At 73.7% G+C, this 14458-nt stretch carries 12 protein-coding genes; 5 read left to right on the plus strand and 7 right to left on the minus strand.

Annotated features, from left to right (window positions below; all coding sequences use genetic code 11):
- Positions 1-15: 15 nt before the first annotated feature.
- The 3 genes from IG64_RS12220 to IG64_RS12230 form a co-directional block, all read right to left on the minus strand.
- Positions 16-2667 carry a lantibiotic dehydratase gene (locus tag IG64_RS12220; protein WP_037854957.1) on the minus strand — a complete coding sequence of 884 codons (2652 nt, stop codon included), beginning with the start codon at positions 2665-2667 and terminating at the stop codon, positions 16-18.
- A gap of 2 nt (positions 2668-2669) precedes the next feature.
- Positions 2670-3641 (minus strand): thiopeptide-type bacteriocin biosynthesis protein, encoded by a 972-nt coding sequence (locus IG64_RS12225; RefSeq protein WP_037854959.1) that lies wholly within the window; start codon positions 3639-3641, stop codon positions 2670-2672.
- Positions 3642-4079: 438 nt separating this feature from the next.
- Entirely contained in the window at positions 4080-5570 is a 1491-nt protein-coding gene (locus IG64_RS12230; RefSeq protein ID WP_037854961.1) for an MFS transporter, read from the minus strand.
- A 415-nt stretch (positions 5571-5985) separates the two neighbouring features.
- Here IG64_RS12230 and IG64_RS12235 point away from each other — a divergent pair, with 415 nt between their 5' ends.
- The 3 genes from IG64_RS12235 (at position 5986) to IG64_RS12245 (ending at position 7982) form a co-directional block, all read left to right on the plus strand.
- Positions 5986-6447 (plus strand): DUF3224 domain-containing protein, encoded by a 462-nt coding sequence (locus IG64_RS12235; protein WP_324609571.1) that lies wholly within the window; start codon positions 5986-5988, stop codon positions 6445-6447.
- Positions 6444-6872, plus strand: coding sequence for an ester cyclase (locus IG64_RS12240; protein ID WP_051812728.1), 429 nt, complete (start codon positions 6444-6446; stop codon positions 6870-6872). The genes IG64_RS12235 and IG64_RS12240 overlap by 4 nt, the downstream gene beginning before the upstream one ends.
- A 240-nt stretch (positions 6873-7112) precedes the next feature.
- Entirely contained in the window at positions 7113-7982 is an 870-nt protein-coding gene (locus IG64_RS12245) for an endonuclease/exonuclease/phosphatase family protein (protein WP_037854962.1), read from the plus strand.
- A gap of 34 nt (positions 7983-8016) precedes the next feature.
- Here IG64_RS12245 and IG64_RS12250 read toward each other — a convergent pair whose 3' ends face one another.
- The 3 genes from IG64_RS12250 to IG64_RS12260 form a co-directional block, all read right to left on the minus strand.
- Complete coding sequence (locus IG64_RS12250; RefSeq protein ID WP_037854964.1) at positions 8017-8724, minus strand: class F sortase; 708 nt, start codon at positions 8722-8724, stop codon at positions 8017-8019.
- Positions 8725-8856: 132 nt separating this feature from the next.
- A complete protein-coding gene (locus tag IG64_RS12255) occupies positions 8857-9504 on the minus strand; it encodes a hypothetical protein (protein ID WP_037854965.1) in 648 nt (215 codons plus the stop codon).
- A 247-nt stretch (positions 9505-9751) separates the two neighbouring features.
- On the minus strand, positions 9752-10567 hold the full coding sequence (locus IG64_RS12260; protein WP_037854966.1) for an SAM-dependent methyltransferase: 816 nt from the start codon (positions 10565-10567) through the stop codon (positions 9752-9754).
- A 259-nt stretch (positions 10568-10826) separates the two neighbouring features.
- On the opposite strand from IG64_RS12260, the gene IG64_RS12265 reads away from it, so the two are divergent.
- Both IG64_RS12265 and gap read left to right on the plus strand, forming a co-directional pair.
- Positions 10827-11783, plus strand: a complete 957-nt coding sequence (locus tag IG64_RS12265; protein WP_037854967.1) for a GlxA family transcriptional regulator — start codon at positions 10827-10829, stop codon at positions 11781-11783.
- Between the two features lie 101 nt (positions 11784-11884).
- Positions 11885-12883 (plus strand): type I glyceraldehyde-3-phosphate dehydrogenase, encoded by a 999-nt coding sequence (gap, locus tag IG64_RS12270; protein WP_037854968.1) that lies wholly within the window; start codon positions 11885-11887, stop codon positions 12881-12883.
- A gap of 152 nt (positions 12884-13035) precedes the next feature.
- Here the strand turns inward: gap and lpdA are convergent, their stop codons facing one another.
- A complete protein-coding gene (lpdA, locus tag IG64_RS12275) occupies positions 13036-14433 on the minus strand; it encodes a dihydrolipoyl dehydrogenase (RefSeq protein ID WP_037854969.1) in 1398 nt (465 codons plus the stop codon).
- Between the last annotated feature and the right edge of the window lie 25 nt (positions 14434-14458).

Here is a 14458-nt window from a genome sequence, read left to right on the forward strand (position 1 = left end):
TTCCCCTTTTCTCTCTCATCGGGTGATGGCCGCCCCGGCGGACCGCCTGGCGGGCGGGCCGGGGACGTCTTGCCGCTCGCCGCGGACCAGTGCGTCGGCGGCGGCCTCGGCGAGGTGGGCGGCGCCGCGGTCGTGCGGCAGGCGGAGCAGTACCTGGGCGGCGACGGCCGACCCGCCGTGCACCGGGTCGCGCAGCAGCAGCTCCCGCGGGCCCGGGAGCATCTCCTCCACGAGCAGGGTGGTGCCCGCCTGCTGGGCGCACAGCCGCTCGATGAGGTGGAGGGCCGTCAGCGAGGCGAGGTCCACGGGCACCGGTTTGCCGCCCGGGGCGGTGCGGACGAACGCGTGGCGGGGCAGTCCCGCGGCGCGGCGCAGCAGCGCGAGGGTGCGGACCTTGCCGAGCGTGTCGTCGCCGGGCTGCCACAGCCGGGAGCGCTCGACGCGCCAGGTGGCCGGGGCGAGGACGAGGTCGCCGCCGGCGGTCAGCCGCGGCAGTACGGGCCGGTCGGGCAGGGCCGCGTCGAGGGCGTCGAGGCGGAGCAGGTAGGAGGCGGCGGGGTGGCTCGCGGCGAGCAGGAGGCGCACCAGCGTGTCGTAGGGCGGCGCGGGTGACCGGGTGGCGTGGTAGACGGGGACGATGCGCCGCCCGTCGGCCTCGGCGATGATGCGCCGGCCGCTGCGGCGCAGGCTGATGCGGTCCAGCGGGAGGTAGCGGGCGTGCCGGGTGTCCGGTCCGTAGTACGGGGTGGGGTCCGGGTCGCCGGTCCACCAGCGGGTGGTGACGGGCCGGCGTACGGCGTTCGCGGAGCGTTCGTTCAGCGGCGGTACGAGCAGGTCGACGAACCTGACCCCGGTGCGGCGTTCGACGGTGGCGAGGAAGTCGCGGTAGGCGTCGCTGTTGCCGTAGCCGCCGTACAGCGTGCGCAGCCCGTCGGCGAACCGGGCGTCGAGGACGCCCGCGGCCGAGGCCGTCTCCAGGACGGCGACCGGTCCCCGCCCCTCGCACGGGCCGAGGGGGCGCAGCAGGCAGTCGATGGGCCAGCAGGGCAGGGCGGCTTCGGGCGGGGGCGCGCCCAGGTCGTCCAGCAGGTCGTCGTCCACGTCGACCTGCGTGGCGCCGGCGCGGGCGGCGGTGTCCAGGTGGTGCAGCAGGCGGGCGTAGGCGCCGGTGCGGTCGCGGGCCGGCACCCATCCGGTGGGCCGGCGGGGCGGGGGCTGCGGGGATTCGGCGGGCAGCCGGTCGGCGAGGAACTCGCTGACCGGGCGGGGCTGTTCGGTGAGGCCGGCCGGCTCCGGGCGCTGGGCGGGCAGGTCCGGGGCGCTGTCGGCGGCGCACAGGGCGGCGATGCGGGCCGCGGTCCGCAGGCCGCGCAGCACCCGGGCGGCGGCCCGGCCCGGAACACGGGCGGGGGCGGCGGGGCGGCGGTAGGAGTCGAGGAACCAGTGGCCGTCGTCCTCGGTGCCGGGTGCCCGGGGAAGGGCGCGGTCGGGGGTGACGGCGCCGGGCGGGATCCAGTCGACGCGGTGCTGCCGGGGCGCCCGGCAGATCTGCAGGACGCCGAGGGCGAGCAGGTGCTGGAGGAAGCCGCGCAGCACGTCGGCGGAGGCCAGGGGCGGCCCACCGGGTGGTGCCGCCGCGTGCGCCAGCGCCGCTTCGAGTTCGCCGAGCGGGCGGGGCCCGTCGGCGAGGAGGGCGAGGACGCCTTCGAGGGCGCGGGTGCGGCGCAGCACGATCTGCCGCAGCCGTCCGGGTTCGCGGGGGTCGACCACGTAACAGCGCACCTGGCCGGGGGTGTTGCCGGGCGCGGAGCCGGGGGGTTCGGTGAAGTGCAGGGGTGCCGGGGTCAGCAGGAGGCCGGGGCCGGCGGTGCGCAGTTCGGGCGGTGTCGCGCGGGTGCGGACCAGGTGCACGTTCTCCACGGCGACGGCGGCGAGCGCGCCGAGGCTGCCGCCGGGCTCCAGCAGCAGGGGGCTGCCGTCGTCCCCGGGGGCGACCGGGAGCGCGGCGATCTGGCCGGCCCAGCCGCGCGGTGTGGTCTTCGCCGCGGCCCGGCCCACGGCCCGCCACAGGTAGGCGGTGCGCTTGCGCAGTTGCCTGCCGGACCAGGACTGGCCCTCGGCGAGCCGCCTGCGGACGTCGTCGGCGAGTCCGGGCGCGGCGCTGTCGAGGAAGGCCCGCAGGAACGGGTTCGCGCAGGCGGTCTGCCAGGCCTGGGCGGCCAGGCGTTCCTGTTCGGCTGTGATCGCGTGCTCCAGTCCCGCCCGGGTCTCCTCGGCCTGCTCGTACCGGCGCAGCAGGTGGTGGACCTGGGCGGCGAGGCCGGCGGGGACGGCGGGCGACCGCAGCAAAGCGGCGTGGTCGGCCGCGCGCGGCGGGAGGCCGGAGTGCAGTCGTCGCCGCAGGGCGAGCACGGCGCCTCGGTCGGCGGCCCTGAGCGCCGGGTGCGGTACGACCTCCTCGCCCAGCCGGTCGGCCAGCAGGCGGCCCTGTTCGGCGAGGTGCCCGGTGGCGTCGGCGTGCCGCACCACGCTGTCGAACAGGCCGGGCGCGCCGGCCGCCGTCCAGGCGTCGCAGGGCATCCCCGCGATGCGCAGCAGCGCGGTGTTGCCGAGCGCCTGTCCGGCCGTGCCGGTCGTCCCGGGCGGGTACGCGGGGGGCTGGCCCATGTTCAGTACGCCTCCTCGTGGCCGTCGGCGGCGAGCGCCTCCGTGAGCAGGCACTGCCGTGCCGTGGAGAGCCGGCCGCGGTTCCAGTGGAAGATCACGTGGTGTGCGGCGGCCCGGCGCGGGCCGACCGAGGCGTCGCCGGACGCGAAGTAGTGGGTGCGCCAGCGCTCGGCGGCCCGCCGCACGTCGTGCGTGTGCGGACCGAGCACGTCCTGCCAGTCCTCGGGCAGCGCCGCGAGACGGGCGCCGGGCTCCTGCTCCCAGTACGCGCGGATGCCGTCGGCGGCGCGCCGGCGGGCCGGGTCGCGCAGTCCGCCGGGCAGCCGGCGGCCGGTCTCGTCCCGCACGGCCTGCCAGACTCCGCGGTGTTCCCAGCCCACCACGCCGAGGCCGTCGAAGACCGCGCCCAGCAGCGGCAGGGACACCCGCCAGTCGGCGGGGGCCGGCGCGCCGGCGACGGCGGTGTGCACGTCCAGCCAGGCCAGGGAGTCCGCGGTGAACAGCTCGTGCACGTGGGCCATGGAGCGGGGACCGCCGAAGAGGTACGTCTCCGGCTCGTACACGTCGGCGACCGGCTGCGCCCAGGATCCGTCGGCCGCGGGGGCGAGCCGGCGGACCAGGGTGGCGCGCAACTGCGGGGCGCGGGCCGGTTCCGCCGCGTGGAAGCGGATGCGCAGTCCCGGCGGCTTGTGCATGAAGAAGAAGCCGCGGGCCGCGCCGGTGCCGAGCACCTCCCGGGCCGTCCCGGCGAGGCGGGCGTACAGGCGGGGCCAGCCGGCCGGCTCGGCCCGGACGTTGAGCTGGACCCATCCGGCGTCGGGCGCATGCTCGCGCAGCGCGTGCAGCCCTGCCGCCAGGAAGGTCCGGCGAGCGGCAGCGTAACCGGCGCCGTCGGCGTCCAGCGGGACCGCGCCCATCGGCTGGGTGCGTGCGTCGTCCAGGCAGTCGGCCAGTAAACGCTCGACCTGCACCATGCGGCTTCACCTCGCAAGCGGCGGAAATCCACCGTGGTGATGTCCGTGCCGCGGCGACGACAAAGCCTGAAAAGACTTCTTCATATCATCAACAGAAGTGCGCGAGCGTACGTCGGGCCCCACGCGTGACAGCGGGATGCGCCCCGGCCCACCGGCGCCGCCCGGTATCCCCCCTCCCGGCACCGCCGCCCCGGTCCACCGGGGCGGGGCGGCGGCACGGCAGCACGAGCGCCGTGTGCGCGGCGAGGGCCTCCGCCCCGGCCCACGGGTGGCCGGGTCGCACGTGGCCGTGTGCCGGGGGCCCGGGAAATGCGGGCGGCGGGGTCACGGCGGTGCCGCCCTCGGCCACCAGGGCCCGTGCCGCCACGCCCGAAAGGCGGGTCGTGGCGGCACCGGGTCCGGGGGGTGCCGCCGGCGCGGGAACCCTTCGACGGCCCGTCACACGGCGCCGGGCACGCGTTCCTTGACCATCGCGTACAGCACCACGGACACCGCCATCACCCCGGCCGCGGTGAACACACCCGGCGCCCAGCTCCCGGTGGCGTCGCGCAGGACTCCGCTGATCACCGGGCTGGCCACCGCACCGGCCTCCGCGACCAGGTTGAAGAGCCCGAACAGCGCGCCGCGGTCCTCCGCGTCCGCCAGATCGCCCAGGAGGCTGTGCACGATGGGCTGGAGCGCGTTGAAGAAGAGGCCGGAGAAGAAGAGGATCAGGCCGAGCAGCAGCAGGGAGGGCCTGCCGTCCAGCAGGCTGAGCCCGAAGGCCGTCGCCAGCACCGTGTGGACGGCCGCGCAGGCGACGGCGAGCGGCTTGCGGCCCTTGCCCGCACGCACGCGGCGGTCGGCGATCCAGCCGCCGACCGGGAAGCCGATGATGCCGGCGCCGGCGTTGAAGGCGGCGGTCAGGGCCGCCGCGCCCAGGCTGCTGTGCGCGCTCTCCTTGACGATCTGCACCGACCAGAAGGAGAAGAACCACAGGTTCCACATCACCGCGACGAACGCGACGCAGACCAGCCACACAGTGCGGTTCAGCAGCGCCGCCGAGCGCCCCTCGCGCACGATGCCGCGCACGACGACCGCGAGCATCCCCGCGAACAGCACACCGGAGCCCGCCGCCGTCAGCCAGTCGGGCCAGCCGAAGGCGTCGGCACACAGGAAGAGCGCCACGATCACCACGGCCGTGGGCACGGAGTAGCCGAGCAGCCGCAGCGTGGGGGGCCCGAGCCGCAGCGGCCGGTCCCCGCGCCCCCGGAAGAAGATCCAGGTGGCGGCGGCGATCAGCAGCGAGACGACACCGAACACGTACAGCGGCATGCTCCAGGCACGGCCGCCCAGGCCCAGCGATCCGCCCCAGTCGATCAGGTGCGGGGTGGCCAGGACGCCGACGGTCAGTCCGATCGACAGCCCGGACAGCACGATGCCGAGGCCGGCCGTGCGCCGGGCCAGCGGGGTGTGGGCGATCACGAGCACCCGGTCGTTGGAGTAGAAGACCCCCTCCCCCAGGCCGGTGAGGACCCGGGCCACGACGAAGGCGACGAGTCCGCCCGCGAGTCCGGACACCAGGGTCATCAGTCCGGCCCACAACAGGGACACCACCAGCATCTCGCGGTGGCCGTAGCGGTCGCCGAGCCGGCCGCCCGCGTACTGGGTGAGCATGTAGCCGGTGAAGAACATCGAGCCGATCAGGCCGCCGAGGGTGGCGGGATGCGCCGCGTCCCCGATGAACCCGGCCTTGTTGTCGATCATCCAGGAGACGACCGGTCCGGTGACCGTGCGGTCGGCATAGCTGATCAGCCAGCCGGCGAGCAGGAAGGCCCACAGATGGGTGTGCCGCCCGGAGAAGACCGGGCGCAGGTCGCCGGACCCCGGGACGGCGCCGGTCCCGGATCCGGGTCCGGCGACCTCGGGGGCTGCGGCTGCTTCCTTCATACGTCCCCCTCGACGTGAAGGCTCCCGGCGGGGCCGGGTGCTGAGCGGATGACCTGGGGAAAGCCCACTAGAAAGCGCTTGCCAACATGGCAGCGCGTTTCGGCCAAGTCAACCGTTGACTTTCCGCCGGACAAGCCGTAGGAGCGAAGGCCCCGGCGGGGTGACGACATGACAGGGTGACGGGGCGACAGGTCACGCGCAAGGGGCGCGGCTGACGGCTGACGGCTGACGGCTGACGGCTGACGGCTGACGGCTGACGGCTGACGGAGTCTTCATCGCCGTGGGTACGGAAACCAGGGCGCGTGTCGAGTCGGGATCACCAGTGGGCCGCGGTGGGTGAGACGGCAGGTCCCCGGGCCCGGCCGCCCGTGCTGCGGGCCAGGCGGTTCGACTCCCGCCGCCGGGAAGGAGAGCGGTGTCAGACCGCGCCGATACGGTCACGCCCATGAGAACTACAGGAACGTTCACGGTCGAAGCGTTCGTTACGACCGAGCTGAGACCGGACCCGGCTGTGTCCACCGGGCTTCCGGTGGGTGTCGCAACGATGGAGAAGCACTTCGAGGGCGGCGTGACCGGCCGCGCGGCGACACTGTTCACCGCTGCGTTCGACCAGGCGACCCCGGTGGACACGTGTGGAGCCATGGAGTCGTTCGAAGGCTCGTCGTGCGGCGGCCGGACCGCCGTCAACTTCGTGCACTCGGCCAACTTCGTGCACTCGGCGGTGACGTCCGGCAGCGATGGGGCGCGGGAGTTCTTCGGCGTCGTGCCCGCGAGCGGCACGGGAGAGCCGGCCGGGATCGGCGCGGGAGGAATGGCCGTCGATGCTGACGGAACGCGTCGGATCTGGTTCGACCACGGGCTGGGACCGGGCCGATGACGGACGACGTGCAGGAAGCAAGGGCCGTCGGCCTGCGCATGTACGAGGCGTTCAACGGCCGGGACCTGGCCGGCCTGCGAACGATCCTCGCACCGGACTTCGTGAGCCATCCGCTGAGAACGACCGGTGTCGGGGCCGTCGCAGACGCCTGGTCCAGGATGTTCGCAGCCCATCCCGGTATTCAGGTCGTCGTCGAGGACATGCTCGTGGACCACGACCGGGTCGCCGTCCGTTCCGTGCTGCGCGGACTTTCGGACTCCGTGCCGGGCGGAGCGGATCCCGCACCCGCCATGATGGAGATCTTCCGAGTCCGGCACGGCCTGATCGCCGAGCTGTGGGGACTGTCCAGTTTCGGCCGACCGGCCGGCAAGGCCGCCCTTCCGGCCGCAGGCGATCTGCGGGGTCCGGCTTCACGGCAGGCCTGATCCGGTGGTTCGTCTTGCACGAGGTGCAGGCAACTGAGCGACGGAAGCGGGGAGTTCACCGGCCGTACCTGCCGATCGGCAGGTACGGCCCGTACGAGGGTCAGGGCCCGGCACGCCGAGAGCACGCACGTGACGCCGCGAGGGCCGCCCTGCGGGCGGACGACGGGAAGGTGACGACAGGACCTAGTACGCTCCACTCCTCCAGCGAAGGCCGCATCACACTCTCATCCGGAGGCTCGTGTGACACGCACCCACCGCTCGTTCGTCCGCCGCGTCGTGACCGCCGTCGCGCTCGGCGCCGCCGTCACCCTCGCCGCCGCGTCCCCCGGGGACGCGGCGGCGCGGCCGGCGGCTGTGCCCGTGCCGTTGCGGGTGGCCACGTACAACATCCACGCCGGGGCGGGCGAGGACAACGTCTTCGACCTCGGCCGGACCGCGCGGGCCGTCCGTGACCTGAACGCGGACGTGGTCGGCCTCCAGGAGGTCGACGTGCGCTGGGGTGCCCGCAGCGAGTTCCGCGACGAGGCCCGGGACCTGGCCCGGACGCTGCACATGCGGGTGTTCTTCGCACCGGTCTACGACCTGCCCGCCGAGCCGCCGCGGACCCAGCGGCGCCGGTTCGGTGTCGCGGTGCTGAGCCGCTACCCCGTGGTGAGCGCCGAGAACCACGAGATCACGAGGCTGTCCACCCAGTCGCCGGACCCGGTGCCCGAGCCCGCGCCGGGCTTCGCGGAGGTGACGGTACGGGTCCGGGGCGCCCTCGTGCACGTGTACACGACCCACCTGGACTACCGCGCCGATCCGTCGGTGCGGCGCGCCCAGGTCGACGACATGCTGGCCGTGCTGGCGGCGGACGCCGGCCCGAAGGTCCTCGTCGGGGACTTCAACGCCGAACCCGGTGCGCCTGAACTGGCGAAACTGTGGGGACCGCTGGCCGATGCCGCCCCGCACGGCGGCATGACCTATCCGGCGGCCGCACCGGACCGGCGCATCGACGTCGTGGCGGTCTCCCCGCGGATCGCGGTCGCCGGGGTGCGTGAGGCCGTCACCACGGCCTCGGACCACCGCCCCGTCGTCGCCGACCTCCTCGTCCCCCGGCCGCGCTCCTGACTCCTCCGCCCCACTCCTCCGCCCCGGTCGCCTCTCAGGAACGGGAGCTGGATTCGAGGTGGGCGAAGACGACCACGTTGGACTCGTAGTCCTTGCTGGTGCGGTTGAACGTGCCGCCGCAGGTGATCAGCCGCAGTTCGGGCGTCGGCGTGTCGGCGTACACCTCGTCGTCGGGGAAGTCCGCCTTGCTGAAGGTGTCCACCGCGTCGATCTGGAACCGGGCGACGATGCCGTCCTCGCGGGTGATCTCCACGTGTTCGCCGGCCTTGAGGGCGTCGAGGCCGACGAAGACCGCCGGGCCGGTCGTGGTGTCGACGTGGCCGACCACGACCGACGTTCCGCGCTCGCCGGGTGAGGCTCCGCCCTGGAACCATCCGACGAGGTTGGTGTCGTCGGCCGGCGGCGGGGTCAGGTGCCCGGTGGAGTCCAGGGACAGCTTGGTGAACGGCGCGTCCACGGAGATCGCCGGGATGGAGATCCGTGTGGGGGCGGACCGGGGCAGCGCTCCGTCGTCGGACCCGGTGGACGGCGTGGCCTGTGGGGTCCCGGCCGCCCGGGTGGCGACCGTGGTCGGGCGGTCCGGCTGCCGGGCGCTGGTCACCGGCGCGGTGCCCAGCGATTGGTGGATGAGCACCAGTCCGAACCCGACCGCCGCCACCGGCCACAGCAGGCGCAGCCGGCCGCGACGAGGTGCGGTCCCGGTCCCGGACTGTTCCGTCTGAGGCGGACGCTGGAAAGCCATGGACGGTGCCTTTCGTCAAGAAGGTGGTGCGGGCCCCGCGTGGCGGGGTGGGGCGCCGCCGCCGCGGCCCGCGCGTTCCTCACGGGGAGGGACGCAGGCCGCGGCAGCGCACCGACGGTGAACAGAATCTGTTCAGGCCACGGGAGTGCCCGACGCCTTGCGGCGCCGCAGCATGTAGGCACCGGCCCCGACGCCGCCGAGCACGAGAGCGGCTCCCAGGCCCATGGTGTTCGAGGACTGGGCCAGGCCGCCGCCACCGGCGTGGACACCGCCGTGCGGCTTGTCACCGCGGTCACCACCGCGGTCGCCGCCACGGTCACCACCGCGGTCGCCACCGCGGTCACCGCCACGGTCACCGCCACGGTCGCCACCGCGGTCGTCGTTGCCCTTCGACGAACGGTCGTTGTCGCTGCCGTTGTCGTCGGAGTCGTCACCGGTGGTGCGCAGCGCCAGCGCACCGCCACCGGCGTGGACACCGCCGTGCGGCTTGTCACCGCGGTCACCGCCACGGTCGCCGCCACGGTCCCCACCGCGGTCGCCGCCACGGTCACCGCCACGGTCACCACCGCGGTCACCGCCACGGTCGCCACCGCGGTCGTCGTTGCCCTTCGACGAACGGTCGTTGTCGCTGCCGTTGTCGTCGGAGTCGTCACCGTGGACGACGGTGGCCGTCTGCGCGGGCGCCTGGACGGTCACGCCCAGGGCGCCGGCGGCGGGAGCGGAGAACGCGACGGCGGAGGCGATCGCCGCCGAGACGAACAGAGTACGGGAGATACGCATGGTGATCCTTCCGTCGCGACTGCGAGAACGGGCACGATGCCCGCTCTTCGGGATCGCAGGTGCGACGTGATCACTGTCAGCGGGATGCGCGGTCCGCACCATCGGAGCGCCGCATTCGGACTACTGACGCCCCCTCGGCGCGTCCACGCGGGGGAACCGCGGGGGTGTCCGCGCCGAGGTGAGACCGGGTCACCTGACGATCCCTACGGGGTCACCCTGGCGGCCCCGTGCCGCGCCGGTGACCGGGTCACGGTTTGCGGGCGAGGCCGCCGTGCTCCCCGATGGGCTCCGGGGCCGGGTCGGAGGGGTCCGGCCGCCACCGGTTCACCGGCACGACCCCGGGTTCCACGAGGTCCAGGCCGTCGAAGAACGCCGTGATCTGGTCGACGGTCCGCAGGATGTAGGGGGCGGCGCCGCTCTCGTTGTAGGCGTCCTGGGCCTGCTCGAAGACCGGGTCGGTACCCCGGGAGCCGTCGTTGACGGAGAGGTAGCTGCCGGAGGGGAGCGCGTCCATCAGCCGGGTGACGAGGGAGCGCGCCCGGTCGTAGTCGGGGACGTGGCCCAGGATGTTGCTGAGGATCAGGGCGGTGGGCCGGGAGAGGTCGAGGGTCGCGGCGGCGGCCGTGAGGATCCGGTCCGTGTCCAGCACGTCGGAGTCGATGTAGGCGGTCGCCCCCTCGGGCGTGGAGTACAGCAGGGCACGGGCGTGCGCCAGGATCATCGGGTCGTTGTCGACGTAGACGATCCGGGCCTCGGGGGCGAGCCGCTGCGCGACCTCGTGCGTGTTGTCGGCCGTCGGCAGGCCCGTCCCGACGTCGAGGAACTGCCGGATGCCCGCCTCGGCGACCAGGTGGGTGATGTTGCGGCGCAGGAAGGCGCGGCTGCTGCGCGCGATGGTGACGATGCCGGGGAAGACGGCGGTGTAGGCGTCGCCGGCCTCCTCGTCGACGGGGTAGTTGTCCTTGCCGCCCAGCCAGTAGTTCCAGATCCGGGCCGAGTGCGGCACCGAGGTGTCGATCTTCGGGTGCGCCGCCGGCCCGGGAGTGTTCGCGGGGTGGGTCATGGATACCGTCCGTCCGTGTGCCGTGAGAGGTCGAGCAGTCGAGCATGAAGCGTCCGCCGCACAAGATACGTGCCAACCGGCTTGCGGTGCACACAAGTTCACGGGCGCGTCGGAGCAGCGCCGACGGGCGCCCCGCCGGCGCCCGGCCCGGCACCCCACCAGGCTGCCGACGGACCCGGCGGCCCCGGCCGGGGTGGCGGCGGGCGACGCGGCGGGGGTGCCGGAATCGCCGCGCGGACCGGCCCCGTACCCTGCTCGCGTGTCACCCTCTCGTCTGCGACGCGTCGCCGTCCTCGTGCTCGACGGTGCGAAACCCCTCGACGTCGGTATCCCGGCTCAGGTGTTCACCACCCGCGCGAGCATGCCGTACGAGGTACGTGTGTGCGGCGCCGTCCCCGGGCTGGTCACCGGCGGCGACGGTCTGTCGTACCACGTCGCGCACGGCCTGGAGGCCCTGGTGTGGGCCGACGTCGTGTTCATCCCCGGCTACCGTTTCCCGGACCGCGACGACCCGCCCGCGGCGGTCGTCGACGCGCTGGTCGCCGCGCACCGGCACGGCACGCGGCTGGCCGCCATCTCCACCGGTGCCTTCGCGCTCGCCGCGACGGGTCTGCTCGACGGCAGACGGGCCACGACGCACTGGCACTACACGCGGGCGCTCGCGGCGAAACACCCGCTCGTCCGGGTGGACGAGAACGTGCTGTTCGTCGACGAGGGCGGTGTGCTGACGTCGGCCGGTGCCGCCTCCGGCATCGACCTGTGCCTGCACATGCTGCGCGGCGACCTCGGGGTGGCCGCCTCCAACCACGCGGCGCGACGGCTGGTCGCGGCGCCCTACCGCAGTGGTGGCCAGGCGCAGTACGTGCCGCGCAGCGTGCCCGAGCCGCTGGGTGAGCGGTTCGCCGCCACCCGCGAGTGGGCGCTGCACCGGCTGGGCGAACCGCTCTCCCTGGAGGCGCTCGCCCGGCACGCGGCGGTGTCGCCGCGCACGTTCTCGCGGCGGTTCGCCGAGGACACGGGGTACACACCGATGCAGTGGGTCATGCGTGCCCGCATCGACGTGGCCCGTGAACTGCTGGAGCGTTCGGAACTGAGTGTCGAGCAGATCGCCGCCGACGTCGGCCTGGGCACCGGCGCGAACCTGCGGCTGCACTTCCAGCGCGTCCTCGGCACCACGCCGAGCGAGTACCGGCGCACCTTCGCCCGGGGCGAGTAGCACCGGCGTGTGGCACGATCCTTGCGAACCGTGGCGCTCACGCCGCTGTCCGGGCCGGCCGCCACTGGCGAAGCTGGTGGCGAACGGAAGGGATGTCACTCATGACGCGTATCGCCATCAACGGATTCGGCCGCATCGGACGCAACGTGCTGCGTGCGCTGCTGGAGCGCGACAGCGCCCTGGAGGTCGTCGCCGTCAACGACCTCACGGAGCCCGCCACGCTGGCGCGCCTGCTCGCCTACGACACGACGGCCGGCCGGCTCGGCCGCCCGGTGACCGTGGACGGGGACACCCTCGTCGTCGACGGGCGCCGCATCAGGGTGCTGGCCGAGCGGGAGCCGGGCCGGCTGCCGTGGGCGGAGCTGGGCGTCGACGTCGCGTTGGAGGCGACCGGCCGGTTCACCTCGGCCGGGGCGGCCCGTGCCCACCTCGACGCCGGTGCGCGCAAGGTCCTCGTCAGCGCGCCGTCGGACGGCGCCGACGTCACGCTGGCGTACGGGGTGAACACCGGCGCGTACGACCCGGAGCTGCACACGGTCGTCTCGAACGCCTCCTGCACGACCAACGCGCTCGCGCCGCTGGCCTCGGTGCTCGACGAACTCGCCGGGATCGAGCACGGGTTCATGACGACGGTGCACGCCTACACCCAGGAGCAGAACCTGCAGGACGGCCCGCACCGCGACGCCCGCCGGGCCCGCGCCGCCGCCGTCAACATCGTGCCGACCACGACCGGCGCCGCCAAGGCGATCGGGCTGGTGCTGCCGGGCCTGGACGGGAAGCTGTCGGGCGACTCGATCCGGGTGCCCGTGCCGGTGGGCTCGATCGTGGAACTCAACACCACCGTCACCCGTGAGGTGACCCGTGACGACGTGCTGGCGGCGTACCGGGCCGCCGCGCAGGGGCCGCTCGCCGGGATCCTGGAGTACTCGGAGGATCCGCTCGTGTCGTCCGACATCACGGGCAACCCGGCCTCCTCGGTCTTCGACTCGGCGCTGACCCGGGTCGACGGCCGGCACGTCAAGGTGGTCGCCTGGTACGACAACGAGTGGGGGTTCTCCAACCGTGTGATCGACACGCTGGAACTGCTGGGCGGCCGCTGACGGCGCCGGACGCCCGCCGGGCCGGGCCGGCCCGGCGTGCGCGGCGAACGGCCCGGCCTCGCCGCGCACGGCCCGGTCCCGCGGTGTGCGGGGACCGGGCCGCGGACGCCCCCGCCCGGCGCAGGGCGGCGGGGGCACGTGACCCGCCCGGGTCAGAGGTTGATCATGTGGCCCGCGATGCCTTCGACGGCCTCCTTCATGGCCTCCGACAGCGTCGGATGGGCGAAGATGTTGCGGGCGACCTCGTCGGCGGTGAGGTCCCACATCTGGGCCAGCGTCAGCGCGGGCAGCAGTTCGGTCACTTCGGGGCCGATCATGTGGGCGCCCACGATCTCGTTGTGCCGGGCGTCCGCCACGATCTTGACGAAGCCGACACCCTCTCCCATGCCGCGGGCCTTGCCGTTGGCGGAGAAGGGGAACTGCGCCACCTTGACGTCGTAGCCCAGCTCCCGGGCCTGCGCCTCGGAGTAGCCGAACGATGCGATCTGCGGCTGGCAGAAGGTCGCCCGCGGGATCATCGCGAAGTCGATCTCCTGCGTCTCGGCACCGGCGATGGTCTCGGCGGCCACGACGCCCATGGCCTCGGCGGTGTGGGCCAGCATGAGCTTGCCGGTCACGTCACCGATGGCGTAGACGCCCTCGACGTTGGTGCGGCCGCGGGCGTCGACCGCGATGGCGCCGCGCTCGGTGAGCTGGACGCCGGCCGCCTCGAGGCCGTAGCCCTCGACCCGGGGCGCGAAGCCGAACGCGGCGAGCATCCGGTCGGCCTCCAGGACGCGCGCCTCGCCGCCGCCGGCGGGGCTGACGGTGACCCGGACGCCCGAACCGGTGTCCTCGACCGAGTCCACCTTGGTGGAGAGCAGCACGTCGACGCCCAGCTTGCGGTAGTGCCGCAGCAGTTCCTTGGAGACGTCGGCGTCCTCGGTGGGCACCATGCGGTCGAGGAACTCGACGATGGTCACCTCGACACCGAAGTTCCGCAGCACGTAGGCGAACTCGACACCGATCGCGCCGGAGCCGCCGATGATGACGGAGCGCGGCAGATCCTCGTCCAGGATCTGCTCCTCGTAGGTGACGACGTTGGCGCTGCGGCTCATACCGGGCAGCATCCTGACCTGCGCGCCGGTGGCGATGATCAGGTTGTCGCAGCTGTACGACGTCATGGTGCCGTCGGCACCCCTGACGTCCACCGACTTCGGGCCGGTGAGGGTGCCCCAGCCGTCGATCTCGGTGATCTTGTTCTTCTTCATCAGGTAGTGCACACCCTTGGCGCTGGCCTCCGCCACGGAGCGGCTGCGCCGGTGGGTGACACCGAAGTCCATGGTGGCGTCACCGGTGATGCCGAAGGTCTTCTTCTCCTGGGTGAGGATGTGGGCGATCTCGGCGTTCCTGAGCAGGGCCTTGGAGGGGATGCACCCCACGTTCAGGCAGACACCGCCCCAGTACTTCTCTTCGACCACCGCGACCGACTTGCCGAGCTGGGCCGCGCGGATGGCGGCGACGTATCCACCGGGGCCTGCGCCGAGGACGAGGACATCAAAGTGCGTCATGCCGTCAGCGTAGTACCCCGTCCGG

Source organism: Streptomyces sp. NRRL S-340 (genome assembly GCF_000720185.1).
In the GTDB taxonomy this organism is placed as follows: Bacteria; Actinomycetota; Actinomycetes; order Streptomycetales; family Streptomycetaceae; genus Streptomyces.

Bases quoted from the DNA above. Each gene is read 5' to 3' on its own strand.
- IG64_RS12240 (WP_051812728.1), top strand. From the start codon at position 6,444: ATGACGGACGACGTGCAGGAAGCAAGGGCCGTCGGCCTGCGCATGTAC.
- IG64_RS12250 (WP_037854964.1), bottom strand. From the start codon at position 8,724: ATGGCTTTCCAGCGTCCGCCTCAGACGGAACAGTCCGGGACCGGGACC.
- lpdA (WP_037854969.1), bottom strand. From the start codon at position 14,433: ATGACGCACTTTGATGTCCTCGTCCTCGGCGCAGGCCCCGGTGGATAC.
- IG64_RS12220 (WP_037854957.1), bottom strand. From the start codon at position 2,667: ATGGGCCAGCCCCCCGCGTACCCGCCCGGGACGACCGGCACGGCCGGA.
- IG64_RS12230 (WP_037854961.1), bottom strand. From the start codon at position 5,570: ATGAAGGAAGCAGCCGCAGCCCCCGAGGTCGCCGGACCCGGATCCGGG.
- IG64_RS12260 (WP_037854966.1), bottom strand. From the start codon at position 10,567: ATGACCCACCCCGCGAACACTCCCGGGCCGGCGGCGCACCCGAAGATC.
- IG64_RS12255 (WP_037854965.1), bottom strand. From the start codon at position 9,504: ATGCGTATCTCCCGTACTCTGTTCGTCTCGGCGGCGATCGCCTCCGCC.
- gap (WP_037854968.1), top strand. From the start codon at position 11,885: ATGACGCGTATCGCCATCAACGGATTCGGCCGCATCGGACGCAACGTG.
- IG64_RS12225 (WP_037854959.1), bottom strand. From the start codon at position 3,641: ATGGTGCAGGTCGAGCGTTTACTGGCCGACTGCCTGGACGACGCACGC.